At 73.4% G+C, this 25,508-nt stretch carries 20 protein-coding genes; 7 read left to right on the plus strand and 13 right to left on the minus strand.

The annotated features are described in order from the left end of the window. Positions 1-23 precede the first annotated feature (23 nt). Both OG386_RS13845 and OG386_RS13850 read right to left on the minus strand, forming a co-directional pair. Entirely contained in the window at positions 24-2,312 is a 2,289-nt protein-coding gene (locus OG386_RS13845) for an IucA/IucC family protein (RefSeq protein WP_328788432.1), read from the minus strand. 21 nt (positions 2,313-2,333) lie between these two features. Next, on the minus strand, positions 2,334-3,809 hold the full coding sequence (locus tag OG386_RS13850) for a diaminobutyrate--2-oxoglutarate transaminase family protein (protein ID WP_328788433.1): 1,476 nt from the start codon (positions 3,807-3,809) through the stop codon (positions 2,334-2,336). Positions 3,810-3,999: 190 nt separating this feature from the next. Here OG386_RS13850 and OG386_RS13855 point away from each other — a divergent pair, with 190 nt between their 5' ends. After that, entirely contained in the window at positions 4,000-5,169 is a 1,170-nt protein-coding gene (locus OG386_RS13855) for a trypsin-like serine peptidase (protein ID WP_328788434.1), read from the plus strand. Between the two features lie 121 nt (positions 5,170-5,290). Here OG386_RS13855 and hflX read toward each other — a convergent pair whose 3' ends face one another. From hflX to miaA, 6 genes are all read right to left on the minus strand, one after another. Beyond that, the gene (gene hflX / locus OG386_RS13860; protein ID WP_328788435.1) at positions 5,291-6,796 is read right to left on the minus strand and encodes a GTPase HflX; all 1,506 of its coding nucleotides are present in this window, start codon (positions 6,794-6,796) and stop codon (positions 5,291-5,293) included. A 139-nt stretch (positions 6,797-6,935) separates the two neighbouring features. Next, a complete protein-coding gene (locus OG386_RS13865; protein WP_328788436.1) occupies positions 6,936-8,438 on the minus strand; it encodes a M1 family metallopeptidase in 1,503 nt (500 codons plus the stop codon). Positions 8,439-8,600: 162 nt separating this feature from the next. Continuing rightward, positions 8,601-10,682 (minus strand): RelA/SpoT family protein, encoded by a 2,082-nt coding sequence (locus OG386_RS13870; protein WP_328788437.1) that lies wholly within the window; start codon positions 10,680-10,682, stop codon positions 8,601-8,603. 140 nt (positions 10,683-10,822) lie between these two features. Continuing rightward, positions 10,823-11,698, minus strand: a complete 876-nt coding sequence (gene dapF, locus OG386_RS13875; protein ID WP_266605659.1) for a diaminopimelate epimerase — start codon at positions 11,696-11,698, stop codon at positions 10,823-10,825. A gap of 88 nt (positions 11,699-11,786) precedes the next feature. Next, positions 11,787-12,314, minus strand: coding sequence for a hypothetical protein (locus tag OG386_RS13880; RefSeq protein WP_405788917.1), 528 nt, complete (start codon positions 12,312-12,314; stop codon positions 11,787-11,789). A gap of 126 nt (positions 12,315-12,440) precedes the next feature. After that, the gene (miaA, locus tag OG386_RS13885) at positions 12,441-13,379 is read right to left on the minus strand and encodes a tRNA (adenosine(37)-N6)-dimethylallyltransferase MiaA (protein ID WP_328788438.1); all 939 of its coding nucleotides are present in this window, start codon (positions 13,377-13,379) and stop codon (positions 12,441-12,443) included. A 227-nt stretch (positions 13,380-13,606) separates the two neighbouring features. Here miaA and OG386_RS13890 point away from each other — a divergent pair, with 227 nt between their 5' ends. Together OG386_RS13890 and OG386_RS13895 are read left to right on the plus strand one after the other, a co-directional pair. After that, positions 13,607-13,774 carry a gliding motility protein gene (locus OG386_RS13890; RefSeq protein ID WP_328788439.1) on the plus strand — a complete coding sequence of 56 codons (168 nt, stop codon included), beginning with the start codon at positions 13,607-13,609 and terminating at the stop codon, positions 13,772-13,774. Positions 13,775-13,797: 23 nt separating this feature from the next. After that, positions 13,798-14,043, plus strand: a complete 246-nt coding sequence (locus OG386_RS13895; protein ID WP_030014183.1) for an antitoxin — start codon at positions 13,798-13,800, stop codon at positions 14,041-14,043. A 111-nt stretch (positions 14,044-14,154) separates the two neighbouring features. Here the strand turns inward: OG386_RS13895 and OG386_RS13900 are convergent, their stop codons facing one another. Genes OG386_RS13900 through OG386_RS13910 form a run of 3 tightly spaced genes read right to left on the minus strand, consistent with a single transcriptional unit; the run spans position 14,155 to position 17,137 of the window. Then, positions 14,155-14,877: a hypothetical protein gene (locus OG386_RS13900; RefSeq protein ID WP_328788440.1), complete on the minus strand. Its 723-nt coding sequence runs from the start codon at positions 14,875-14,877 to the stop codon at positions 14,155-14,157. A gap of 38 nt (positions 14,878-14,915) precedes the next feature. Further along, positions 14,916-16,439, minus strand: a complete 1,524-nt coding sequence (gene miaB / locus OG386_RS13905) for a tRNA (N6-isopentenyl adenosine(37)-C2)-methylthiotransferase MiaB (protein WP_266605649.1) — start codon at positions 16,437-16,439, stop codon at positions 14,916-14,918. Beyond that, positions 16,436-17,137: a maleylpyruvate isomerase family mycothiol-dependent enzyme gene (locus OG386_RS13910; protein ID WP_328788441.1), complete on the minus strand. Its 702-nt coding sequence runs from the start codon at positions 17,135-17,137 to the stop codon at positions 16,436-16,438. The genes miaB and OG386_RS13910 overlap by 4 nt, the downstream gene beginning before the upstream one ends. A 71-nt stretch (positions 17,138-17,208) precedes the next feature. On the opposite strand from OG386_RS13910, the gene OG386_RS13915 reads away from it, so the two are divergent. Both OG386_RS13915 and OG386_RS13920 read left to right on the plus strand, forming a co-directional pair. Further along, the gene (locus OG386_RS13915; protein ID WP_328788442.1) at positions 17,209-18,165 is read left to right on the plus strand and encodes a LysR family transcriptional regulator; all 957 of its coding nucleotides are present in this window, start codon (positions 17,209-17,211) and stop codon (positions 18,163-18,165) included. Positions 18,166-18,197: 32 nt separating this feature from the next. Beyond that, a complete protein-coding gene (locus OG386_RS13920) occupies positions 18,198-19,193 on the plus strand; it encodes a TAXI family TRAP transporter solute-binding subunit (protein WP_328788443.1) in 996 nt (331 codons plus the stop codon). A 21-nt stretch (positions 19,194-19,214) separates the two neighbouring features. Here the strand turns inward: OG386_RS13920 and OG386_RS13925 are convergent, their stop codons facing one another. Together OG386_RS13925 and OG386_RS13930 are read right to left on the minus strand one after the other, a co-directional pair. Further along, a complete protein-coding gene (locus OG386_RS13925; protein ID WP_328793246.1) occupies positions 19,215-20,264 on the minus strand; it encodes an ROK family protein in 1,050 nt (349 codons plus the stop codon). Between the two features lie 34 nt (positions 20,265-20,298). Continuing rightward, entirely contained in the window at positions 20,299-21,435 is a 1,137-nt protein-coding gene (locus tag OG386_RS13930; protein ID WP_328788444.1) for a LacI family DNA-binding transcriptional regulator, read from the minus strand. A gap of 616 nt (positions 21,436-22,051) precedes the next feature. Between OG386_RS13930 and OG386_RS13935 the strand changes: the two genes are divergently transcribed. After that, positions 22,052-23,305, plus strand: coding sequence for a glycoside hydrolase 5 family protein (locus OG386_RS13935; RefSeq protein ID WP_328788445.1), 1,254 nt, complete (start codon positions 22,052-22,054; stop codon positions 23,303-23,305). 37 nt (positions 23,306-23,342) lie between these two features. Further along, positions 23,343-25,508 (plus strand): endo-beta-N-acetylglucosaminidase, encoded by a 2,166-nt coding sequence (locus OG386_RS13940; protein ID WP_328788446.1) that lies wholly within the window; start codon positions 23,343-23,345, stop codon positions 25,506-25,508.

Raw genomic sequence — 25,508 nt, forward strand, 5'->3', positions numbered from 1 at the left:
TTCTCCGCGTCGGCGCCGACGCGTCAATCGTGAAGGGGGTTGGTGATGGTGACGTAGACGGACTGTGTGTCGACGGGGCCGACCAGCTCGTCGAGGCCGCCCAGGCGGGTGAGCAGATTCGCCTTGCAGCGCAGGGTGGGCGAGTCGAGCAGCCGTGCGGGGAGCGGGCCGAGTCCGGCGGCCTTGGCGAGGAAACGGCGGAAGGCGGCGAGGAGGACCCGTTCGTCCGCGAGCCGCTGGGATCCGAAGGCGCCGATGAGGCCGAGCACGTTGTTGATGCCGAGGTAGTAGGCGAAGCGTTCGTCGGTGACGGCGTCGGACACGAAGGTGTCGCTGGCGCTGCCGATGCCGGGGAGCCGGTGCTCCAGTTCCGCGCGGCGAGATTCGCGGAAGTAGTAGCCCTGGTTGTCGCGGTAGCGGCCGCCGATCGGCCAGCCGGCCGGGTCGAGGAGCACCAGGGTGTTCTGTTGGTGCGCTTCGAGGGCGATACCGGCGAGCGCATCGAAGGCGAGGACCGGCAGCACCACGTGGTCGAGGTAGCGCAGGAACCACTCGGCGGCGACGGCCGACGTGGTGTGGCCGGTGGCGGTGGCGAGTCCGGTGACGAGTTCGGCGAGGCGGGAGCTCATGGTGGTCCGGCCGGGCCACGGGCGGGGGGCGGTGAGTGCGGCGATGCAGACCGGGTCGTCGCCAGAACGGAAGGGGTTGTGGCGCAGCAGGGCGTCGAGTCCGGGCACGGGGGTTCCGTCCGGGGCGTCCACGGCGACCCAGGCGGGGTCGCGGACGATGTCGAAAGCGGGGTGGGACGCCTGCCACTGCTCGGCGAGGCCGGTGCGGAGCAGCCGGTGTACCTCGACACCGCGGTGGAGTTCCTTGCGGAGGTTCTCGCGGCGGGAGTTGGTGATGCGCAGGCCCAGGGAGAGCTTGAGCATCGCGGGGGCGCCCGGGCGGTGGACGGTGCGGACGGAGGAGGTGGGGTACCAGGGCTCGCCGTGCGGGCCGAGGTCGTGCAGAAGTCCCGCGTCAAGGAGGGCGGAGACGGCGGGGCGCCGGAGCAGGTCATGGGCCTGCCAGGGGTGTAGGGGAAGGGGGGTGGTGCCGCCCGGCAGCGGGAGCCCGGGGGCGAGTCGGCCGAGGAGTTGTGGGGCGGAGACGGGGCGGCCGCTCTCGGTCCAGGCCGATTCGCTCGCGAGAGCCGCGGGTTCGACCGCGAACCAGTGCAAGGGGAAGGAGCCGTGGAGTTCGGGTGAGTAGCGGCGTACCTCGGCCTCGGAGAGTCCTTCACGGCTCTTCGGGTCCGGCTGGAGGGGGTGACCGAGGAGGAGCGCCTGCTCGGCGGTGAGGAATCGGTCCCCGCCAATGGGGGCCGGGGCGGCGGGGCGTTCCCGCCGGTCGGCGATGAATTCGGCGGTGCGGCGCACCGAGTCGGCAACCCGGCCGACGAGGTCGGCGGCGCCTCGACCACCGCTCGTGCCTTCACGGGCGATGAGCGCGGCGATGGTGACGGCGTCGAGGGAGGGCGCGGCAGCGGTCGTGCCTTCGAGTCGGACCGCACCGAATCGGTGCCAGCCGGCGTGGGACCAGTGGCGGACCGGGACGAGCAGGGCGGTACCGGAAGCGGGAAGGGGGATGCGCAGGGGGGTGCCGGCCGGGCCGTCGGGGCGGCCGAGACCGGATTCGCGGACCCAGCAGCGGAGCAGGTTCTCCACGGCCGCGGCCTCGGCGGCGACGGCCGGGTCGGGGTGGTTGAGGAGGTCGGGCAGTGTGGTCGGCTCCAGCCGGAGGGGGCTCGTCCATCCGGAGCGGGGCCGGGGCGTGCCGTCCTTCTGCCGCGGCACCGTGGCCGTCGCCCCGGCGCCGGTCCCGGTGACGGACGCGGCCGCCACCGGGGGGAGCTGCTCGGCCGGTGCTCCGGGGGCGCCACCCGGGCGAGGCTGCGGGTGTTCGGCCGTGGCCCCATCGGCGTGGGGTGGCGTGCCGGCCGGGGGCGGGGTGGGTGCGTCCTCGGCGGGTACGGGCCGGGTCGTCGGGCTGACCGCGGCCCCCGAGCCCTGTGCCTCGGGGGCGTCGGACCGGGGCGGCGTCGGGGACGGGGGCTCCGCGGCCTCCCGCAGCGGCGCCGCGGTGCCGGGCGGCGGTGACGGCTGCACCGGGGCGGCGGCCTCCTCGTGGTCCGGGAGCGGGTGCGGCAGCGCCTGGGCCGGACCCGCTGCCGCTGGGGCCGGCCCAGGCCCCGGCGGCAGCGGGGCGGGCCGGTCGGGAGACAGCGGCTGGGTCTCCGTGATCGGGGTGGACTGGTGCGGATCTGGCATCGCGGGTCCTCGGGGTGCGTGTCAGTGGGTCCGGCGGGCGGCGGCCGGGATGGCGTCGGCCAGGCGGTCGAGGACCGCCGCGGCCTGCTCGTCGGTGAGGGTCAGCGGAGGAAGGAGGCGCACCACGGCGCCGTGGCGGCCGCCGAGCTCGACGATCAGACCGCGGTCCAGGCACTCCTGGCGGACGGCAGCGGCGAGGGACGGTGCGGCGGCCCCGGTGTCGGGGTCGATGAGTTCGATGCCGATCATCAGGCCCCGGCCCCGTACCTCTCCGATGCAGGGATGGCCGCAGGCCAGGCCGCGCAGGGCCGCCAGCATCCGTTCCCCCAGGGCGGCGGCGCGCTCGGCGAGCCGGTTCTCGCGGACGAAGGCGAGCGTGGCGGTACCGGCGGCCATGGCGAGCTGGTTACCGCGGAAGGTGCCCGCGTGCGCGCCGGGGGCCCAGACGTCCAGGCCGGCCCGATACACGATCACCGCGAGCGGCAGGCTGCCGCCGATCGCCTTGGAGAGGACCATCACGTCGGGCACCACCCCGGCGTGGTCGACTCCCCAGAAGGCACCGGTCCGGCCGACGCCGGTCTGCACCTCGTCGGCGATCAGCGGGATCCCGCGCGCCGCGGTGATCTCGCGCATCCGGCGCAGCCAGCCGTCCGGGGCGGGGATCACCCCGCCCTCGCCCTGTACGGGTTCGACGATCATGCCTGCGGGGGCGGGCACCCCGCCCTTCGGGTCGTCCAGCAGGTTCTCCGTCCAGCGCGCGGAGAGTTCGGCGCCCTCGGGGCCGCCGACTCCGAACGGGCAACGGAGGTCCTGCGGGTACGGCAGCCGGGTCACCCGTACCCCGGGGGCACCTCCCGAGGCGTCCAAGGCCCCGGCGGTCATGCCGTGGTAGGCGCCGGTGAAGGCGAGCAGCCCGGGGCGGCCGGTCGCGGTGCGCACCAGTTTGAGGGCGGCTTCCACGGCGTCCGTTCCGGCCGGACCGCAGAACTGGATGCGCGCGTCGGCGGCCAGCGCGGGCGGCAGGTTGGCGAACAGCTCGGTGGTGAAGGCGTCCTTGACCGGGGTCGCGAGGTCCAACACGTGCAGCGGGGCCCCCGAGTCGAGGACGCCCCGGATGGCTTCGAGCACCACCGGATGGTTGTGCCCGAGGGCGAGCGTGCCTGCGCCGGAGAGGCAGTCGAGGTAACGCCGCCCGTCGGCCCCCTCGATGGTGAGTCCGCGGGCCCGCACGGGGACGATGGGCAGCGAGCGCGCGTACGTCCGGGCGGCGGACTCCCGCTGCGCCTGTCTGCGCAGGATGCTCTCAGGAGCGACCGAACCCCCCGGCCCCTCGGTCACGCCCGGGCCGTCCGGGCCGTCCGGGTCCGGTCCCCGGCTTCCCTGCGGCGGCACTTGAGTCGGGATCTCTGTCGCGGCCGCCGCCGCGGCCGGCTCGGTGACAGCCACGAGTGTCGGTCCTCCCGCACTGATTGCTCTTCCGGATTGCGTCTCGAACATGAACGCTGCTCCCCCATCCCCCGTACGTACCAACGACGGTGACGGCGACGGATCACGGGTTGACTCAAGATCCTTGTCCCGCAAGGGGAAGAGCGTCAGGAACCACGGCCCCGGCCTGTGTCGTCCTGGGCGACAGCGGCATAGTGGGGGCCTGCACTCCACTCCTCGAACTCCCAGGGGGACGAACGACATGCGATCGAACCGACCGGTCACCGCGATTCTGTGCGCGGCCACGCTCGCGCTGACCGCGGCTGCCTGCGGCCCCGGCGACGAGGAGGCCGGCGGCGACGCCAAGCCGACCGTGGCGGCGAGCCTGCCGGGCCAGGACGGGATCAAGATCCCGGACCAGCTCAAGGACAAGCTCAAGGAGCACGGTATAGACCTGGAGAAGTGGAAGGGGGGTGAGTGGAAGAACTGGAAGAGGGAGGACTGGCTCCGCGAGGCGGGCGACTACATCAACCCGGTCATCGAGGGCCTGTGGGACCCGGACCGCATGCGTGACGCCGAGCAGCCGCAGCGTCCGGCCGTCGACCCCGACGCGGGCAAGGACCAGGGCGTCACCGACCCGACCCCGGCGCCGGTTGCGGCCAAGCAGGCCAACCCGCCCTACCACACCAGCGTTCCGTCGTCCGGCAAGGTGTTCTTCGACGGCCCCGAGGGTTCGATGGTCTGCTCGGCGACCGTCGTCAAGGACCCGGCCCACCCCGGCAAGTCGAACATGGTCTGGACCGCGGGCCACTGCGTCCACGCGGGCAAGGCCGGCGGTTGGTACCGCAACATCGCCTTCGTCCCGTCCTACAACAACGCGGGCAAGCAGTCGGCGCAGCTCAAGGGCGCGCCCCGCGAGACGGTGGCCCCGTTCGGCGTGTGGTGGAGCGACTGGGCCCAGACCTCCGACCAGTGGATCGCGAGCGGCGGTCCGACCGGCGGCGCGGGTGCCCCGTACGACTTCGCGGTGCTCCACGTGGCGCCCGAGAAGGGCAGCACCAAGTCCCTGGAGGAGACCGTCGGTTCGGCGCTCCCGGTGGACTTCAACGCGCAGGCCGTGCCGAAGGTCGCGAGCCTCACGGCGACGGGCTACCCGGCGGCGGCTCCGTTCGACGGCCAGCGCGCCTTCCAGTGCACGGACAGGCCGGGCCGGCTGTCCCTGAACGCCAACGACCCGGTGATGTACCGCATCGGCTGCACCATGACCGGCGGTTCCTCCGGTGGCGGCTGGATCACGGCGGGCGCCGACGGCAAGCCGGCGCTGGTGTCGAACACCTCGATCGGCCCGGCCAAGGCGGGCTGGTTGGCCGGACCCCGGCTGGGGCCCGAGGCGAAGGGCATCTTCGACGCCGTCAGCGCCAAGTTCAAGTAGGCCCGAACCCTGAGCGTGACCGAACGGCTGAGGCCCCCCTGCACCGCAGGGGGGCCTCAGCCGTCGGTCATCAAGCCGTCAGGCCATCAAGCCCGTGAGGCCATCAAGCCGTCAAGCACGCTCAGCGCTTCGCGAGCGCGTACGGCGCCAGGTCCGCCGCCAGTTCCTGGTGGACCCGCGCCTTGAGCAGGGTGCCGTCCGGGGTGTGCTCCTCGGAGATCACCTCACCCTCGGCGTGCGCCTTGGCGACCAGCGAGCCGCGCGTGTACGGCACCAGGGCCTCCACCTCGACCTCGGGCCGCGGCAGCTCGGAGTCGATGAGCGCGAGGAGTTCCTCGATGCCCATGCCCGTGCGCGCCGAGACGGCGATGGAGTGCCGCTCGATCCGCAGCAGCCGCTGCAGGACCAGCGGGTCCGCGGCGTCCGCCTTGTTGATCACGACGATTTCGGGCACGTTCACCGCGCCGACCTCGCGGATCACCTCGCGCACCGCCGCCAGCTGCTCCTCCGGCGCCGGGTGCGAGCCGTCCACGATGTGCAGGATCAGGTCGGAGTCCCCGACCTCCTCCATCGTGGAGCGGAAGGCCTCGACGAGGTGGTGGGGCAGGTGCCGGACGAAGCCGACCGTGTCGGCCAGGGTGTAGACCCGGCCGCTCGGCGTCTCGGCCCGGCGCACGGTCGGGTCGAGGGTGGCGAACAGTGCGTTCTCCACCAGCACGCCCGCGCCCGTGAGGCGGTTGAGCAGCGAGGACTTGCCCGCGTTGGTGTAACCGGCGATCGCGACCGAGGGCACCTTGTTGCGGCGCCGTTCCTGCCGCTTGATGTCACGGCCGGTCTTCATCTCCGCGATCTCCCGGCGCATCTTCGCCATCTTCTCGCGGATCCGACGCCGGTCGGTCTCGATCTTGGTCTCACCGGGGCCTCGGGTGGCCATGCCGCCACCGCCGCCGCCACCCATCTGCCGGGACAGCGAGGCACCCCAGCCGCGCAGTCGCGGCAGCATGTACTGCATCTGCGCGAGGGCGACCTGTGCCTTGCCCTCTCGGGACTTGGCGTGCTGGGCGAAGATGTCGAGGATCAGCGCGGTCCGGTCGACCACCTTCACCTTGACGACGTCCTCAAGGGCGATGAGCTGGCCGGGGCTGAGCTCACCGTCGCACACGACGGTGTCGGCGCCGCTCTCCATGACGATGTCACGCAGCTCGCGCGCCTTGCCCGAGCCGATGAAGGTGGCCGGGTCCGGCTTGTCACGGCGCTGGATCACACCGTCGAGTACGAGAGCACCCGCCGTCTCGGCGAGGGCGGCGAGCTCCGCGAGGGAGTTCTCCGCGTCGTTCACCGTGCCGGAGGTCCAGACACCGACCAGTACCACGCGCTCCAGGCGCAGCTGCCGGTACTCGACCTCGGTGACGTCTTCGAGCTCGGTGGAGAGGCCGGCCACGCGACGCAGGGCCGCGCGCTCCGAGCGTTCGAACTGCTCGCCGTCCCGGTCTCCGTCGATCTCGTGGCTCCAGGCGACGTCCTCTTCCATCAGGGCATCGGCCCGAAGGCTCTCGGTGAAGCTCTGCGGGTCCCGCACGTCCTGTGCGTCCCGCGCGTCCTGGGAAGGGGAAGAAGAGGAGGTCATTGGATCCTTACGTCGATTCGAATAGCAGTGTCACGTTAGCTGTGACGTTAACTGTCACGTCCAACGTGTCACACCGCCGGGGGATTCCCCGCGCGGCCCCGTCGATGGTGACATGCCCGTTCCTCGCCGGTCACACCCTTTATCGGGCGCTCTCGTCCGCCGCGGCCTTGCCGGGAGCCGCCTTGCTGGCGGCCGCCGTGCCGGAGGCCGCCTTGCCGCTCCACTCCGGGTGCCCCGGCATCGGCGGGGTGGTGGCCCCGTACAGCCAGGGCTCCAGGAAGGCCGTGAGGTCGCGGCCCGCCTCCTGCGAGGCCAGGCGCACGAAGTCGGCCGTCCCCGCGATCCCGTCCCGGTTCTCCGCGACCCAGCGCCGTTCGATCTTCTCGAAGGCTTCGGTGCCGATCTCCTGCCGCAGGGCGTACAGGATCAGTGCGGAGCCGTCGTAGACCACCGGCCGGAACAGCCCGATCTTCTCGCCGGGTGCGGCGGCCTTCGGAGCGGCCGGTGGGCCGCCCGCCGCCCGCCACTGGTCGGAGCGCTGGTACGCCTCGCGCATGCGCCGCTCCAGGGAGTACTTGCCGAGTCCGTCCGCGTACAGGGCCTCGTACCAGGTGGCGTGCCCCTCGTTGAGCCACAGGTCGGACCAGGTCCGCGGGGTGACGCTGTCGCCGAACCACTGGTGGGCGAGCTCGTGGACCATCACGGACTCGACGTACCAGTCGGGGTAGCCGCCGCTCGCGAACAGGTTGCTCTCGAAGAGCGAGAGGGTCTGCGTCTCCAGCTCGAAGCCGGTCGTGGCCCGCGCGATCAGCACCCCGTAGTTCTCGAAGGGGTAGCGGCCGACCCGCTCCTCCATCCACTCGATGTGGCCCGCGGTCTTCTTGAGCCAGGGGTCCAGCCGCTGCCGGTCCTGGGCGGGCACCACGTCGCGCAGCGGCAGCCCGTGCGGTCCGGTGCCGTGCACGACCTCGGAGCGGCCCACCGAGACCTGGGCCAGCTCGGTGGCCATCGGGTGCCGGGTGCGGTACGTCCAGGTCGTCGTGGGGCCGAGCCGCACGGCGGGGGCCACCGACTCCCCGTTGGCGACGGCTGTGAGACCGGCCGGGGCCGTGATCCGGAAGGTGAAGAACGCCTTGTCGGCGGGGTGGTCGTTGCAGGGGAAGACGCGGTGCGCGGCGTCGGCCTGGTTGGCCATGGCCAGGCCGTCCTCCGTGGGCACCCAGCCGCCGTCGCCGCGGCCGCGCGGATCGCTGGTGTGCCGGATGGTGATGCGCAGCGGCATGTTGTCCGCCACCGGGCGCGCGGGCGTGAGGACCAGGTCCTCGGCCACGCTCTCGAACCGCGCCGGCTCCCCGTTGACCTCTGCGGACGCCACCTTGCCGTGGGTGAAGTCCAGATTGATGCGCTCCAGCCGCTCCAGGGCGCGGGCGTCGATGACGGTGACCGCGTCGAGCGGGTTCAGGTTGTCCTTGTAGGCGAAGGACAGGTCGTACGAGAGCACGTCGTACCCGGGGTTCCCGAGCTCCGGGAAGAGCCGGTCGCCGATGCCCAGTGGCGTCGGTGGGGGCAGGACGGCGGCGACGAGGGTGAGGGAGGCCGCGGCGAGCAGGGTGGCGCGCAGGCGCGGGGAGGAGAGCTGCATCCACCACCGCTTACCAGCGCTCGCCACACGGCCGCGTACGGCGCGCGACGGGTCCACCCGAACGGGGCCTTCCGGAGCCGTTCCGGCCTACGTCCGCACCCGGCGCGCGTCTGGGCCCGCGTCTGGGCCCGCGTCCGGGCCCGCGCCTAGACCCGACGCCGGCTACACCCGGCTGACGTCGTACACGCCCGGCACGTCCCGCATCGCCCGCATCAGCGCGGGCAGCCCGGCGGCGTCGGGCAGCTGCAGGGTGTAGCTGTGCCGGACCCGCTGCTCGACCGGGGGCTCCACGGTCGCGGAGACCACCTCGACCCCCTCGCGGGCGATGGCCTCGGTCAGATCGGCCAGCAGGTGCGGGCGACCGAACGATTCAGCGCGCAGGGTGACCCGGCAGTCCGCCGTCGCCCGCCAGTGCACGGCGACGGAGGTGCGCCCCACGGCGCGCATCTGCGCCACCGCCGCGCAGTGGATGCGGTGCACGGTGACGGCCCCGCCGCGGACCAGGAACCCGGCGACGGCGTCCGGTGGCACCGGGGTGCAGCACCCGGCCAGCCGCACGGTGGCGTCCGGCAGGTCGGCGACGGCGTTGGCCCCGCCGCCGCGGGCCCCGACCACCGAGAGCGGCGCCCGGGCGGCCGAGGTGGTGGCCATGGCGCGGTCGGGATGGGATTCGAGCCAGCTGCTGATGGCGATCCGGGCGGCGGGGGTCCGCGCGTGGTCCAGCCACTCGGCGGCGGGTCCGGAGGAGGCGTCCTGCGCGAGCAGCAGCTGGACGGTGTCCCCGTCGGACAGTACGGAGGACAGGGAGGTGAGGCGCCCGTTGACGCGGGCGCCGATACAGCCGTGGGCCGCCCCGCCGTGCTGCGCGTAGGCGGCGTCGATACAGCTGGCCCCGGCCGGCAGGCCCAGCGTGCCCCCGTCGGCCCGGAACACGGTGATCTCCCGGTCCTGGGCGAGCTCCGCCCGGAGCACGGTCCAGAAGGTGTCGGGGTCGGGCGCGGACTGCTGCCAGTCGAGCAGTCGGGACAGCCAGCCGGGCCGCGTGGGGTCCACGCGCTCCTCGTCCGGGTCGGCGGCGGCATCGGGCGTCGCGGTGGCGTACGGATTGCCTAGGGCGACCACGCCGGCCTCGGCAACGCGGTGCATCTGCCGGGTCCGCACGATGACCTCGGCCACGTAGCCCTCGGGGGTGGCGAAGGCGGTGTGCAGCGACTGGTAGAGGTTGAACTTCGGGGTGGCGATGAAGTCCTTGAACTCCGAGACGACCGGAGTGAAGCAGGTGTGCAGCTCGCCGAGCACGGCGTAGCAGTCGGCGTTCTCGCCGACGAGGACGAGGATGCGGCCGAAGTCGGAGCCGCGCAGTTCGCCGCGGGTGCGGGAGATGCGGTGGACGGAGACGAAGTGCCGTGGTCGGACCTCTACTTCGGCGGCGATGCCGGCGTCGCGCAGGACGCCCCGTACGGAGTCGGCGATGGCGGGCAGCGGGTCGCGTTCCCCGGCATGGGCGGCGATGAGTGCGCGGGTGCTCTCGTACTCCTCGGGGTGCAGGATCGCGAAGACGAGGTCTTCCAGCTCGGTCTTGAGGGCCTGGACGCCGAGCCGTTCGGCCAGCGGGATGAGCACGTCGCGGGTGACCTTGGCGATGCGGGCCTGCTTCTCGGGGCGCATCACGCCCAGGGTGCGCATGTTGTGCAGCCGGTCGGCGAGTTTGATGGACATGACGCGGACGTCGTTGCCGGTGGCGACGAGCATCTTGCGGAAGGTCTCGGGTTCGGCGGCGGCGCCGTAGTCGATCTTCTCCACCTTGGTGACGCCGTCGACGATGAAGCACACCTCGTCGCCGAACTCCGCCCGGACCTGGTCGAGGGTCACCTCGGTGTCCTCGACGGTGTCGTGGAGCAGAGAGGCCGTCAAGGTCGTGGTTTCGGCGCCGAGTTCGGCGAGGATCAGGGTGACGGCGAGTGGATGTGTGATGTACGGCTCACCACTTTTTCGCATCTGGCCGCGATGCGAGGTCTCCGCGAGGAGATAAGCGCGGCGCAGAACGGACAAATCGGCGTCCGGGTGGTGGGCGCGGTGGGCCTCGGCAACATGGCCGATCGCGTCCGGAAGCCGGTCTCGTGACGTCGGCCCGAGCAGGGCCGCGCGCCCGAGCCGGCGCAGATCGAGCCTGGTCCGACCACGTCTGCGGAGCTCAGGGCGCGCTTCGGGGTGTGCTTCGGGGTTCGTGGCCTCTGCACTCATGGGCACCTCCGGCGGCTTCGACCGGCGGTGGTGGGCATGGGGTGAGCCCTCAGGGCCGGTGCCTGATGTTACCGACCCCACCACGTGGCGCAGTCCACCTCTCGCTCAGCGTGAAACGGATCACCCGTTAGAGGGAAGCTCTAGCCGAAAGCCGTTTCGGTGAGCCAGGACCCGTCGAACTCCCCCGCAGCCACGATCACGGCCGGTCCGGTCATGTCGATCTGCCCGTCGGGGTGTTCGGTGATGATCAGGGTTCCGCCGGGGAGGTCGACGGTGTACGCGACCGGTTCGCCGGTGACGGCCGGGTCGACGCCGTCGCGGCGGATGGCGGCCACGGCGACGGCGCAGGCGCCGGTACCGCAGGAGCGGGTCTCGCCGGAGCCGCGCTCGTGGACGCGCATGGCGACGTGCCGGGGGCCGCGGTCGACGACGAACTCGACGTTGACCCCGGCCGGGTAGGCGGACTCCGGGCTGAACGCGGGGGCGGCGAACAGGTTCCCGGCGTGGTCGAGGCTCTCGACGAAGGCCACCGCGTGCGGGTTGCCCATGTTCACGTTCCGCGCGGTCCAGCTGCGGGCGTCGACGCTGACCGTGACCTCGCCGGCGGGCAGCTCGGCGCGGCCCATGGAGACGGTGACGTCGCCCTTCTTGTCGAGGTGCACCCGCTTGACGCCCCCGCGGGTGGCGACGGCGAGGTCGCCCGGCTCGACGTGTCCGGCGTACTGGAGGTAGCGGGCGAAGACGCGCACGCCGTTGCCGCACATTTCGGCGATGGAGCCGTCGCTGTTGCGGTAGTCCATGAACCACTCCGCCTCGTCGGCCAGGTGCGCGGCCTCGGGGTGCGCGGCGGACCGGACGACGTGCAGGACGCCGTCGGCGCCGATCCCGGCGCGCCGGTCGCACAGCTTCGCGACGGCGGACGCGGGCAGCTCGATGGCGTTGTCCGGGTCCGGGACGATCACGAAGTCGTTCTCGGTGCCGTGGCCCTTGAGGAAGGAGAGGGTGGTCTGCGTCACCGGCCCATGGTACCGAGCCCCAGCTCAGAGGCGGCGGACCGTCCGAGGGGCGGAACCGGACGAGGGGCGGTCAGCGGACGAGGGGCGGTCAGCGGAGCCGGGCGACCCGGTACACGGCGAGACCTACGACGGCCAGCGCGACAACGGCGTACAGCCCGGCCATGCGCCAGTCCGGGCGGCGGCCGCTCCCCCGGGCCGGGAGGCCGGGCCACGTGTAGCCGACCCGTCGGGCGGCCATCATTCCCCAGCCTCCGGCGCAGCAGCTGATCAGGAAGCCGAGCATGGCGACCACGGCACCGCCGTCACCGAACTCGAAGGCGAGCGGGAAGGCGAACATCAGCGAACCGGTGGCGGCGAGCATCGCGATGGGGGCGATCTGCCACAGGCGCAGGCGGCGCTGCGGGCGCAGTTCGACCTCGAACTCGGGTCCGGCGGCGGCTTCCGCCTCGGCGGAGTCCGGGGTGTCCGGGCCGTCCGGGGTCAGTCGCGCCGGATCGGCGGGCAGTCCGAGCCCTGCGGGCCCGTCCGTCTCGTCCGTCCCGTTCAGAAGCATAGGATCCGCTTCCCTCCGGGTATCGTCCCGCCCGGTGTCGCGAGGGCCGGCCTCCATCGCCACGCGCCCTCCCCACTCGGACTCAGTACGCCGCCGTTCATCGCAGGTGATCGCACCTGCTGGAGTTTGATGATGGCACGCCCCCGGCCCCGCTACTGGCGCGTGAGGCGTCCCGATGCCATCACGTGATCAGGCTGTGACCGCTCGTTCGACCAACGACTGCGCGAGTCCGAGGAGTTCCCCCCGGTCGGCGACGGCCCCGCTGAGCCAGTGCACGCGCGGGTCGCGGCGGAACCAGGAGTCCTGGCGGCGGGCGAACCGCTTGGTCGCCCGGACGGTCTCGGCCCGGGCCTCGTCCTCGGTGCACTCACCGGCGAGCGCGGCCAGGACCTGCTGGTAGCCCAGCGCCCTGGAGGCGGTGATTCCGTCACGCAGCCCGCGGGCCTCCAGCGCGCGGACCTCGTCCACCAGCCCGGCCTCCCACATCCGGTCGACCCGCAGTGCGATCCGCTCGTCGAGCTCCGGGCGGGCCACGTCGACGCCGATCTGCACGGTGTCGTAAACGGAATCGTGGCCGGGCAGGTTGGCCGTGAAGGGGCGGCCGGTGATCTCGATCACTTCGAGCGCGCGGACGATGCGGCGGCCGTTGCTGGGCAGGATGGCCTGCGCGGCGGCCGGGTCGGCGGCGGCGAGCCGGGCGTGCAGGGCGCCGGAGCCGCGGAGCGCGAGCTCTTCCTCCAGTCGGGCCCGCACCTCGGGGTCGGTGCCGGGGAACTCCATGACGTCCAGGGCGCCGCGCACGTACAGGCCGGATCCGCCGACGAGGACGGGGGTGCGGCCCTCGGCCAGCAGCTTGTCGATCTCCAGGCGGGCCAGCCGCTGGTAGTCGGCGACGTTGGCGGTGTCGGTGACGTCCCAGATGTCGAGGAGGTGGTGCGGCACGCCGCCGCGCTCCTCGGTCGTCAGCTTGGCGGTACCGATGTCCATCCCCCGGTACAGCTGCATGGAGTCGGCGTTGACGACTTCGCCGTCGAAGTGGCGGGCCAGGGCGACGCCCAGGTCGGACTTTCCTGCCGCGGTGGGACCTACGACGGCGATGACCCGCGGGGCGGGGGCTGCATTCCTCACCGCCCCAGTCTCGCAGCCCCTGGTCAAGACACCGCCATGTACCCGATCGAGTGACGTGACGGGGTGGGGTCGGGGTCGTTGCCCTGGCGAGGTTCCGGCCGGACATGCGCCCTGCGTACGCCCGGCGCAGGCCGGTCCGGTCGACGCGGAACTTCACTCACACGAGTAACGTTACGGGAGTAGACATGGGCGTTTTTGATCGGTTTTTTCGTCGTAAGGACGTAGTCGTGACCGAGGAGGTCACGGCGGAGGACCTGACGGCGGAGTCCGGCGCGGCCGAGGAGGCCGAGCCTGTTGCCGAGAAGTCTCCGGAGGCGGGAGTCGTGGAGATTCCGAAGCAGCAGGCGGCCCCGGTGGCCGCGGACAGCGAGACCGGTGAGGGCGCCCGCACGTAGCGACCGCCAACGGAAGGTGACCCATGGGCCTGCTGGACAATCTGAAGGCCAAGCTCGCTCCGGCGAAGGACAAGGTCGGCGATCTCGCCCTGCAGCACGAGGGCAAGATCGGCGAGAGTCTGGACAAGGTGGCCAAGGCCATGGACTCCAAGACCAAGGGCAAGTACAGCGGCCAGATCACGAGCGGAACGGGCAAGGCGAAGGACGCCCTGGGGAAGATCGCGCACAAGGACGCTCCCGGCGGGCCGACGCCGCCGGCCGCTTCCTGACGCGGTCCGGGAAAGGGGCGCGGGACCGGCACGACCGGTCCCGCGCCCCTTCGCCGTTCCGGGAGCCCTACGGCCGCCCCGGGCGGCCCTGCCGTGAGCGACTACGAATGGCTACGACCAGGCGGCGACGAAGTACCCCACGCCGTACGGCGCGTCCTCGTACAGCAGGCGCCCTGCCAGCTCCGCGCCCTCGGCGGCGCCGGCCAGCACCTGCCAGGGGGCCCGTCCGGCGGCCTGGAGCTCGGCCGCGAGAGCGGCATCGATCCCGGCCAGCGCGGCCACGTCGGCGGCGCCCAGCGCGCGGGCGGCCTCCGCGTCGAAGTCCGCGGCGCGCTCGTCGAGGTATCCGGGGGCCTTGAGGGTGCGGCAGGCACTGCCGTCCCCGAGGACCAGCATGGCCACGCGTTCGGCGGAACCGCCCAGGTCCGCGCCGAGGAGGGCACAGCCGCTCGGGGCGAGGTCCGCGGCGACGGCCACTCCGGCGACCGGGGCGGCCGCCCAGCGGGCCTGGCCGAGGAGCCAGCCGGCCACCGCGAGGGAGGCCGGGAGGGTGGTGCCGGTGGCGTGGCCGCTCGGCGGTTCGCCCAGGTCGGGGCCCAGGGTGACGTCCAGGTCCACGCCGAACCCGGCGAAGCCGCCGGGGGTGCCCTGGTCGTACGCGCCGCCCTCGGCGGCGGCCCCGACCACGACCAGCAGGTCGGGCCGGGACGCGGCGAGCACCGCCAGCGCGTCGGAGCAGGCGGTGCGGGCGTCGCCGAGTTCGGCGGCGGCCCCCGCGGCGACCTCCGGCACGAGCAGCGGCGGGGCGGGACAGACGGCAGCGGCTACGAGCATGATCCGCAGCCTAGCCGCAGGCGCGGGGCCCCCGTCCCTCAGGAGGAGGTGGGCACCGAACAGCCGGAGGTGACGGCCGGCAGGGGCGCCGGGACGCCCAGCTTCGGGATCCCGAGCATGACGCCCGCCGGCTGGGCCGGGGCGGCGTTGCGCTTCTCCCAGGCGTCGCCGGCGCGCGTCCGGCGCACGGTCAGCGTCGGGCCCTCGGCCAGCAGGTGGTGCGGGGCCGCATAGGTGATGTCCACGGTGACGACGTCACCGGGGCGGACCTCCGCCTCCGGCTTCGTGAAGTGGACCAGACGGTTGTCGGGCGCGCGGCCGGAGAGCCGGTGCGTTGCGCCGTCCTTGCGGCCCTCGCCCTCCGCGACCATGACCTCCAGCGTGCGGCCGACCTGCTTCTTGTTCTCGTCCCAGGAGATCTCCTCCTGGAGGGCGACCAGGCGCATGTACCGCTCCTGGACCACTTCCTTGGGGATCTGCCCGTCCATGTCGGCGGCGGGGGTGCCGGGCCGCTTGGAGTACTGGAAGGTGAAGGCGTTCGCGAACCGGGCTTCGCGCACCGCGTGCATCGTCTGCTGGAAGTCCTCCTCCGTCTCACCGGGGAAGCCCACGATGATGTCGGTGGAAATCGCGGCGTGCGGGATCGCGGCGCGGACCTTCTCGATGATGCCGAGGAACCGCTCCTGCCGATACGAGCGGCGCATCGCCCGCAGGATCGTGTCCGATCCGGACTGCATCGGCATGTGCAGCTGCGGCATCACGTTCGGGGTCTCGGCCATCGCCGCGATCACGTCGTCCGTGAAGTCGCGCGGGTGCGGGGAGGTGAAACGGACCCGCTCCAGGCCCTCGATCTGGCCGCAGGCGCGCAGCAGCTTGCTGAAGGCCTCGCGGTCCCCGAGGTCCGAGCCGTACGCGTTCACGTTCTGGCCGAGCAGGGTGATCTCCGAGACGCCCTCGGCGACCAGGGCCTCCACCTCGGCGAGGATGTCGCCGGGCCGGCGGTCCTCCTCCTTGCCGCGCAGGGCCGGGACGATGCAGAAGGTGCAGGTGTTGTTGCACCCGACGGAGATCGAGACCCAGGCGGCGTATGCGGACTCGCGGCGGGTCGGGAGCGTGGAGGGGAAGGCCTCCAGCGACTCGGCGATCTCGACCTGCGCCTCCTCCTGGATGCGGGCGCGCTCCAACAGCACGGGCAGCTTGCCGATGTTGTGCGTACCGAAGACGACGTCGACCCACGGGGCCCGCTTGACGATCGTGTCGCGGTCCTTCTGCGCGAGGCAGCCACCGACGGCGATCTGCATGCCGGGGCGCTTCGTCTTCATCGGGGCCAGTCGGCCCAGGTTGCCGTACAGCTTGTTGTCGGCGTTCTCGCGGACCGCGCAGGTGTTGAAGACCACGACGTCGGCGTCGCCGTCGGCGCCTTCGGGCGCCCGGACGTAACCGGCGTCCTCCAGCAGACCGGAGAGCCGCTCCGAGTCGTGCACGTTCATCTGGCACCCGTAGGTGCGCACCTCGTAGCTTCGCTTCACGTCCACTGCCTGGCTCCGGTCGCTGCTGGTCATGCAACAAGGGTAGGCGGTACCCGGTGGCCCTCCGGTCCCCCGTTCAGCCGACCCGGGGGAAGGCGGCGGCCGAAGAGGACGAGCAGCAGGTCCTGGGCTTCCCCGTACACGGGGGTTCCCTCGCCGTGGGACCAGTCCAGGTCCTGCGCGCAGAGCTGGACGCCGGTCAGGTCCGCGCCGAAGAAGCGCAGGGACCGGGGGGTGACCGCGTCGAGGAGGAGCCGCAGCCGGTCCTCGGGGACGCGGCGCGGGTGGCCGAGGGCGACGGTGATGTCGAGGCCGTGGACCACGTCGTGGGCGAGGGCTCCGGTGGGGCCGGCGGCGGGCGGTTTCCAGGGGTGGTCGGCGTTCTCGCGGAGCAGCGCGGCGAGCTCGCGCGCGGTGAAGGCGGCGGCGTCGCGGCGGGCCGTGCGGTCGGTCATCCGGTGCAGGCTGCCGCGGGCGCGCAGCAGTTCGGCGGCGAAGCCGGGGAGGGTGGTGCGGAAACCGAGGGACAGGTGGGCGGCGACCTCGCGGACGCGCCAGCCGGCGCAGAGGGACGGGGCGTCCCAACCTTCCGGGCGGAGGTCGTCCAGTACGTCGGCCAGCTCGCGGCGTTCGGCGGCGACGGCCGCGGCGATCGTTCGGCGGTGCGCGGAGGCGGGGGAGGTGGGTCGGCGGGTGGATCGGCGGGCGGGTCGGGAGGTGGATCGGCTCATGGCTTCAGGGTCGGGGCGGCACCGGACATAAGTCCAAGAGCAGGTCCTTCTGCGATCTAGAATCCGGGCTTATGGAACTGGCTCAGCTGCGCTATTTCGTGGCCGTGGTGGAAGAGGGCGGTTTCACGCGGGCCGGGGCGCGGCTGCACGTGTCACAGCCCGGGGTGAGCGCACAGGTCGCGCAGCTGGAACGGGAGCTCGGGCAGCGGCTGCTCGACCGGTCCGGGCGGCGGGTGACCCCGACGGAAGCGGGCCGGGCGGTGCTCGCGTACGCGCGGGCCGCACTGGCGGCGGTGGAGGGTGTGCGGCGGACGGCCGAGGAGTTCTCCGGCCTGCTGCGCGGGCGCGTGGCCCTGGGGCTGGTGCCGGGGGCGGCCGGGGCGGTGGTGGACGGGTTCGACGTGGTGGAGGTGCTCGGAGCCTTCCACGACGAGCACCCCGGGGTGGAGATCTCGCTCTCCGAGGACACCTCGGAGCGGATGCTGGCCGCGCTGCTGCGCGGGGAGCTGGACCTGGCGGTGGTCGGCCTCCCGGGGGAGCCGCCGCCGGGCGTCTCCTGCCAGGTGGTGCTCGACGAACCCCTGGTCGCGGCGGTGCGGGAGGACGATCCGCTGGTGGCCGCCGCCGTGAACGGAGGGATCCCGCTGGCCGCGCTGCGCGGGCGGGCCCTGATCGGCCTGCCGCGCGGGACCGGGCTGCGCGCGGTGCTGGAGCGGGCGTGCGCGCAGGCGGGCTTCGCGCCGCGGGTGGACTTCGAGGCGGCGGCGCCCGCCGTGCTGGTCCGGCTGGCCGCGCGGGGGCTGGGGGTGGCGGTGGTGCCGTCCGGGGCGGAATCGGCAGCGGGCCCGCGGGCCGACGTCGGCAGCGGCAGCGGCAGCGGCAGCGGACTGTGCGCGCTGCGGATCACCGAGCCGGAGCTGACCGGGAAGGTCGCGCTGGCCTGGCGCACGGACGGACCGTCCGGGCCGGCCGCCCGCAAGCTGCTGGAAAGGCTCCGCTCGGGAGCCCCCGGACGGCCCGCGCCGTGACAGGACGGCGGACGGGTGGCAGGATCGCGGCCATGCCTCTCGTACCGCCCCGGATCAGCAGGCGCCACGCCCTGCGGGTCCTGGTGGCCGTACTCGCCGTGCTCGGGGTCCTGACGTGGTGGCTGAGGCCCTTCGGGCAGCCGGAACTGGAGGGCGAGCTGACCTTCAGCACGGGCGCGCGGACCGGGGTCTACCACCGGTACGGGCAGCTGCTGGAGCAGGCGCTGGGGCGGGACATGCCCGGCGTGGACGTACGGCTGGAGACCAGCGAGGGCTCGCAGGAGAACCTGAAGCGGCTGGCCACCGGCGAGGCGGACTTCACGGTGGCGACGGCGGACGCGGTCGCCAAGTACCAGCTCGACAAGAAGGCCGGCGCGGACCGGCTGCGCGGGGTCGCACGGCTCTACGACGACTACGTGCAGCTGGTGGTCCCGGCCGGCTCCCCGGTGCAGTCGGCCCATGACCTGAGCGGCAAGCGGGTCGCGATCGGCCAGCCGGGCTCCGGCGTGCGGCTGGTCTCGGAGCGGCTGCTGAGGGCGGCGAAGATCGACCCGGTGCTGGACATCACGCCGGTGTCCATCGGCATCGACACCATGCCGGGCGAGCTGGAAGCCGGCCGGATCGACGCGTTCTTCTGGTCCGGCGGCCTGCCCACGAACGCCGTGCACGAACTGTCGGAGCACTTCGACATCCGGCTCGTGCCGCTCGGTGACCTGATGGAACCGCTCCAGGAGAGCGGCAGCCCGGCACGCTACTACCGGACGGCCGTGATGCCGCAGGACGTCTACCCGCGGGCGCGCAACACCAGCTCGGTGACGACCCTGGCCGTGCCGAACCTGCTGGTGACCACGGCGGGGTCCGACCCGCAGCTCACCGAGCAGCTGACGCAGACGGTGATCCTCAGCCGCGACCTCGTCGGGCGTGAGGTGCACGCGGCGCAGCGCGTGGACCTGCGGACGGCGATCTACACCGATCCGCTGGACCTGCACGAGGGCGCGCGCCGGTACTACCGGTCCGTCAAGCCCTGAGCGTCCTGAGCGCCCTGAGGTTCACGAAGGGGACGGGGGCGACGGCAGCAGCATGGTCGCCGCCGCGGCCGCGCCGATCAGCCCCGCATGGGTGCCCAGCATCGCCGGCACCACCTGGACGTCCTTGACGAACGAGAGCGTGGCGTAGGCCGCGAGGTGACTGCGGATCGGGGCGAAGAGGGTGTCGCCGGCCGCGGCCACTCCACCGCCGATGACCGCGATGTCCGTCTCCACGAGGGTCGCGGTGGCCGCGATGGCTGCGGCCAGGGCGCGGCCCGCCCGGTCGAAGGCGGCCAGGGCGATCGGGTCACCCTCGGCGGCGGCAGCGGCCACGCCCGCCGCGGTGGCGTCAGGCCCGCCGCCCGCGCCCTTCACACCGGTCGCGCCCGCGCCGGCCCCAGCCGGCCCCGACGGTCTCCAGCCCTGGTCCAGGGCCCAGCGTGCGATCGCCGTACCGGAGGCGATCGACTCGACGCACCCGTGGCCGCCGCACGCGCACGGCTCGCCGTCGAAAGCCACACTGATGTGGCCGATGTGCCCGGCGTTGCCCGTGGGGCCGGGGTGGAGCTGGTTGTTCAGGATCAGGCCGCCGCCCACGCCCGTGGAGACCACCATGCACAGGGCGTTCGCGTGGCCCCGGGCCGCGCCCAGCCAGTGCTCGGCGGCGGTCATCGCCACCCCGTCGCCGGCCAGCACGGTCGGCAGGTCGGCCCCGCGCGCCGCGAGCTCGGCCACGACCCGCTCCTGGACCGGGAACTCCCGCCAGGCCCCGATGTTGACCGGGCTGACCGTGCCCCGAGAGGTGTCCACCGGACCGGCGCTGCCGATCCCGCAGCGGACCGCCGAAGCCCACAGCGGCGACTCGGAGAGGTCGGCGACGACCTCGGCGACCGCCGCCATGACCCCGTCGGCGTCCGCCCCGCGCGGGGTCGGGCGGCGGGTGGTGGCCGTCATCGTGCCGTCGGGGTGCACCAGCGCACCGGCGATCTTCGTGCCGCCGATGTCGATCGCCACGGTCGGCCCGGAGGCCTCCGCGGCTGCCCGCGGTGCGGGGAACGGGGCGCTGGGAATGATCACGGTGGCGGCTCCAGGAAGGTTTGCAGGATTAAGTATGCGCCGGGGGCGGCGCCGTGCTCTCGCGAGGCTCCAGCCTCGGACGCTCGCTGATCCGCACCCCGGGCGGGCTGCCCGCGAGGACGGCCAGGAGTTCCTCGGCGGCCAGCCGGCCGAAGCCGGCGGTGTCCCGTACGAGAGCGGTGAGCCGGGGATGGGTGACCCGGCACAGGGCGGAGTCGTCCCAGGCCACGATCGACAGCCGGCCCGGAACGGGTATGCCCAGCTCGGCGGCGACCGCGCTCCCGGCCACGGCCATCACGTCGTTGTCGTAGACGAGCGCCGTGGGCGGATCCGGCTCGGCGAGGACCCGTCGCGTGGCCGCCGCGCCCTCGGCGTCGGAATAGTCGGTGACCACCGAGCGCACCTGGTCCGGGCCGAGTCCGCGACGCGCGGCCTCGGCCCGCAGGGACTCCATCCGGCGGACCGTGTGGGCGAGGCCGGGGAGCCCGGCGACGTGCACGATCCGGCGGTGGCCCAGCCCGTACAGGTGCTCCAGCACCTGGGCCATGGCGCCGGCGTCGTCGGCCCGGACGGAAGACAGGCTCGCGGACGGGGCCGCGGAGGACACCGGGACGGGAGCCGGGACGGGAGCCTGGGCGGGAGCCTGGAAGGGGCCCGTCCCGCCCCCGGGGTCGGCGGTCGCGCCGCCGTCCGGGAACAGGGCCTCGCCGATGGTGACCGCGGGCAGGGCCAGTTCCTCCAGGAGCGCCGGCCGCGGGTCACTCGTACGCGGGTCGACGACGAGGACGCCGTCGACCCGTCGCTCGGCCCACCAGCGGCGGTAGACCGCGCATTCGGCGTCGATGTCCTCGACGACCTGGAACAGCAGGGCGGTCCGGGCCGTGGAGAGCACCTCCTGGATGCCGGAGACGAGCTGGAGGAAGAAGGACTCGACGCCGAGCGTGTGCGCGGGCCGGGCAAGGACGAGGCCGACGGCTCCGGAGCGTTCGCCGGACAGGGCCCGGGCCGCGCTGTTGGGCTGCCAGCCGAGTTCTTCGGCGACGCGTCGGATCCGGGCCCGGGTGTCCTGCGAGACGCCCGGTCGGTCGTTGAGCGCGAAGGAGACGGCGCTCTCCGACACGCCGGCCTGCCGGGCGATGTCCTTGATCGTGGGTCTGCGGGCCATGGCCTGCCTCATTCGTCCTTCGGGTGCGTCACACGTGGCGGAATACGGACGGCAATGGCCGGACCGTACGCGATCCTGCCCCGACAGGCCGCTTTTATGACGATCCAGTGGCTTCCGGGAGGGGCATCGAGCGGCGGCCGTGGCTCGAAGTCCGCCTCGGCCCAGTCGACCGAGTCGGCCAAGTCCCCCACCGGAAAACGGCGTAGGCCCGTACGGAGCCCCGCGCGCCCGGGGTGACGGTCAGGGCCGGACCGGGCACCTCCAACCACCGCCCGGCCGGGACCGGGCCGTTGGGCACGGTCACCGTCAGCACGTCCTCGAATCCCCAGGCCGATTCGGCCCGGTCGGCGGGGCGGGCGTCCCCGTACGGCTTGAGGCAGAACGGGCCCGAAGTGTCGAGCGCCATGACCGAAATCCCGCTGTCCATTTCCACGCACTTCCTTGCGGACGCCCCTCACTAAAGCGCATTAGTTTCCTCAGGGTCTTCTCGCAGAACCCTTGTGTCAACTGGGCTGAAGCGCATAAGTACACGGTCAGGGGCCCTGTTGACTTTCCCCATCGACACCGGCAGGTTGTGGCGCATCCGGTGAATTCCTCCAGAACTCCAGGACGCCCCGTGCACGATGACGCGCTCCGCTTCGGCGCCAACTACACGCCGGCCCGCGGCTGGTTCCACCACTGGCTGGACTTCGACCTCGACGAGGTGCGGGCCGACCTCGACTCGATCGTCGCGCTCGGGCTGGACCACATCCGCGTCTTCCCGCTGTGGCCGGTCTTCCAGCCGAACCGGACGCTCATCCGGCCGCGCGCCGTGGAGCAGCTCGTCGCCCTCGCCGACGCGGCCGCCGAGCGCGGGCTCGACGTCAACGTGGACGGACTGCAAGGGCACTTGTCGAGCTTCGACTTCCTGCCCGCCTGGACCCGGACCTGGCACCGGCGCAGCATCTTCACCGACCCGGACGTGGTCGCCGGGCAGGAGGAGTACCTGCGCACGCTGGCCGCTGCCCTCGCCGACCGGCCGAACTTCCTGGGGATGACGGTCGGCAACGAGATCAACCAGTTCTCCGGCGCCCCGCACCCCGATCCCGACCGGATCACCCCGGACCAGGCCGCCCGCTGGCTGGAGCGGATGCTCGCCGCCTGCGAGGAGGGCGCACCGGGGCGGCTGCACCTGCACGCCGAGTACGACGCGGCCTGGTACCAGGACGGGCACCCGTTCACCGCGGCCCAAGCGGCCCGGCTGGGCGGGGTCACCGCCGTGCACTCCTGGGTGTTCAACGGCACTGCGCAGCGCCACGGACGGAGCGGGACGGCGACCGAGCACCATGCCGCGTACCTGATCGAGCTCTCCAAGGCCTGGGCCCTGGACCCGCACCGCCCGGTGTGGCTCCAGGAGGTCGGCGCCCCGGCGCCGCTGATCCCGCCCGAGCACGCGGCGCGGTTCACCGAGGCCACCGTCGCGAACGCCCTGGACTGCCCGGACCTGTGGGGCGTGACCTGGTGGTGCTCGCACGACGTGTCCCGGCAGCTCGCGGACTTCCCGGAGCTGGAGTACGGCCTCGGCCTGCTCACCAACGACCGCCGGACGAAGCCGGCCGGCGCCGCCGTCTCCCGGATCGCCGCGCGGTGGCGGGGCCGCGCGCACCGCCCGGCCCCGCGGTCCACCGCGCTCGCCGTGGACGTCGGCGGGGCGATGGAGGCTCCGGGGCGCTCGGTGTGCGCCCCGGGCGGCACGTTCTTCGAAGCCTGGGCCTCGCTCACGGCCCAGGGGGTGCGTCCCGCGGTGGTCCTCGCGGAACGTGCTGCGGACCCCGCCCATCTGGCCGCGCGCGGCATCACCGAGGTGCTGCGCGTGCACGACGTGACCTGACCGACCGATCCCCCGATCCCCTCGTGAGGAGCTCCGCATGCCCGAGACCGACGACGTCGTCGATCCGCGTACGCCGCCCGCCGCGCCACGGCCGCCGACCCGGCGCAGGGTGCTGGCCACCGGGGCCGGGGCCGCCGCGCTGCTGGGCCTGGCGGGCCGCGCCCGGGCCGCCGCCGCGCCCGTGCCCGCGCCCTTACCGCTGAGAGCGCCCGCCGCGGCACCTGCACCGGTCGACCTGGCCCCGTACGCCTCGTACTGGTTCCCGGACTCCCTCCCGTCGGGGACCCCCGGTCCCGGGATCGTGTGGCGCTCGCTCAGCCGGTGGACCCCCGAGAGCGACCCCGATCTGGCTCACAACACCTCGACCGTGCCCTTGGCGGAACGGTTCACCCCGGTCCCGGCGAACCGGGACGCCCGCGCCGGCCAGGCCCGCATCGCCTCCCTGGTCTCCTTCGGGCCCACCGCCGGGAACCCCTCCCAGGGCTCCCCGACCGCCGACCACTACGCGCTCACGCACTGGGCGTACATCGACGAGCTGGTCTTCTGGGGCGGCTCCGCCGGCGAGGGCATCGTGCTCGCACCGAACGCGCCGGTGGTCGACGCCGCCCACCGCAACGGCGTCCGGGTGCTGGGCAACGTGTTCCTGCCGCCCGTCGCCTACGGCGGCGACCTCCGGTGGACCCGCGACCTGGTGCGGCGGGACTCCCTCGGCCGCTTCCCCATCGCCGACAAGCTCGTCCAGGTGGCGCGCACCTACGGCTTCGACGGCTGGTTCGTGAACGCCGAGACCGACGGCGGGGACAGCGCGCTCGCCACCCGGATGCGGGAGTTCCTGCGCGCCCTGCGTGCGGCCGGCGAGCCGCACGGCCTGCGCACCACCTGGTACGACGCCATGAACAGCACCGGCCGGGTGGGCTGGCAGGGCGCCCTCAACGCGCTCAACCAGGAGTTCTTCGAGGACCGGGCCGGGACGGTCTCGGACACGATGTTCGTGGACTTCCGCTGGACCCCGGGCACCCTGGCCGCCTCGGGGGCGCTCGCCGACCGTCTCGGCCGCTCCCGCCACGACCTGTGGGCCGCCGTCGACACCGAATCCCGCGGCTGGGACGCGGTCGTCGACTGGGACGCGATCGTCCCGCGCGGGCGGGACCACGTCGTCAGCTACGGCTTCTACCGGCCCGAGTGGACCCGCAACCACCTCGCCGACCGATCCCCCGGCGCATTCCACCGCGCCGACGACCGGTTCTGGACCGGCGCGTCCCTGGACCCGGCCCGGCCCGCGCCCGGGGCCCGCTGGCGGGCCCCGGCCACGGTCGTCGCCGACCGGTCCACCGTCACCGGGCTCCCCTTCGCCTGTTCCTTCAACACCGGGCACGGGTTGCGCTGGTACGACGGCGGCAGGGTCGTCTCGGACGCGCCCTGGAACCACCTCGGGCTCCAGGACCGGCTCCCCGGCCGCCGCTGGGCGGTGGACACCGCCGGGGCGCGCCCCTCGGTCACCCTGGACTTCGCGAGCGCCTGGCGCGGCGGCTCCAGCCTGCTGGTCGAGGGCGCGCTGACCGCCCCCGTGACCATCGGGCTGCACTCCACGCGGCTGCCGCTGACCCGCGGGGCGGTCCTGGAACTGGTGCACGCCGCCGGGTCGGGGTCGGTCGCGGCGGAGATCACGGTGGAGGTCGGTGTCGCCGTCCGCGAGCCGTCCGGCCCCGGCGAGCCGGTCCCGTACACGTGGCTGCCGGCCGCGACCCGGGACGGCGGGCAGGGCTGGCGCACGACGCGGGCGGCTCTGGCGTCACTGACGGGCAGGACCGCGTACGGCCTCGCGGTACGGATCACCGCGCTCGGGAAGACGCCGGTGGCGTGGCGGATCGGCGCCGTGTCGGTGCGCGACGAGACCCGCACCCGGCGCCCGGCCCCGCCCACCGCACCGGTCGTGGACGCCTCGTCCCGACAGGACGGCCGGGCCTGGGTGCGCCTGTCCTGGCGGGCGGCGGCCGGTCCCCACGTGCGGCCGCGCCACTACGAGGTGTGGCGGGTCCTGCCCGACGGCACCCGGCGCTTCCTCGGGGGCACCTGCGGCACCGCCCTGTACCTGCCCGCCGTCCCGCGCGCCGGGCGGGAGCGGGCGGCGGTCTTCGAGGTCCGGGCCGTCGACGAGCTGTACGCGGTCTCGGAGGCGGCCCGCACCGCCCTCGTCTGGTAG

Origin of the sequence: Streptomyces sp. NBC_00273 (assembly GCF_036178145.1) — a bacterium.
GTDB lineage: Bacteria > Actinomycetota > Actinomycetes > Streptomycetales > Streptomycetaceae > Streptomyces.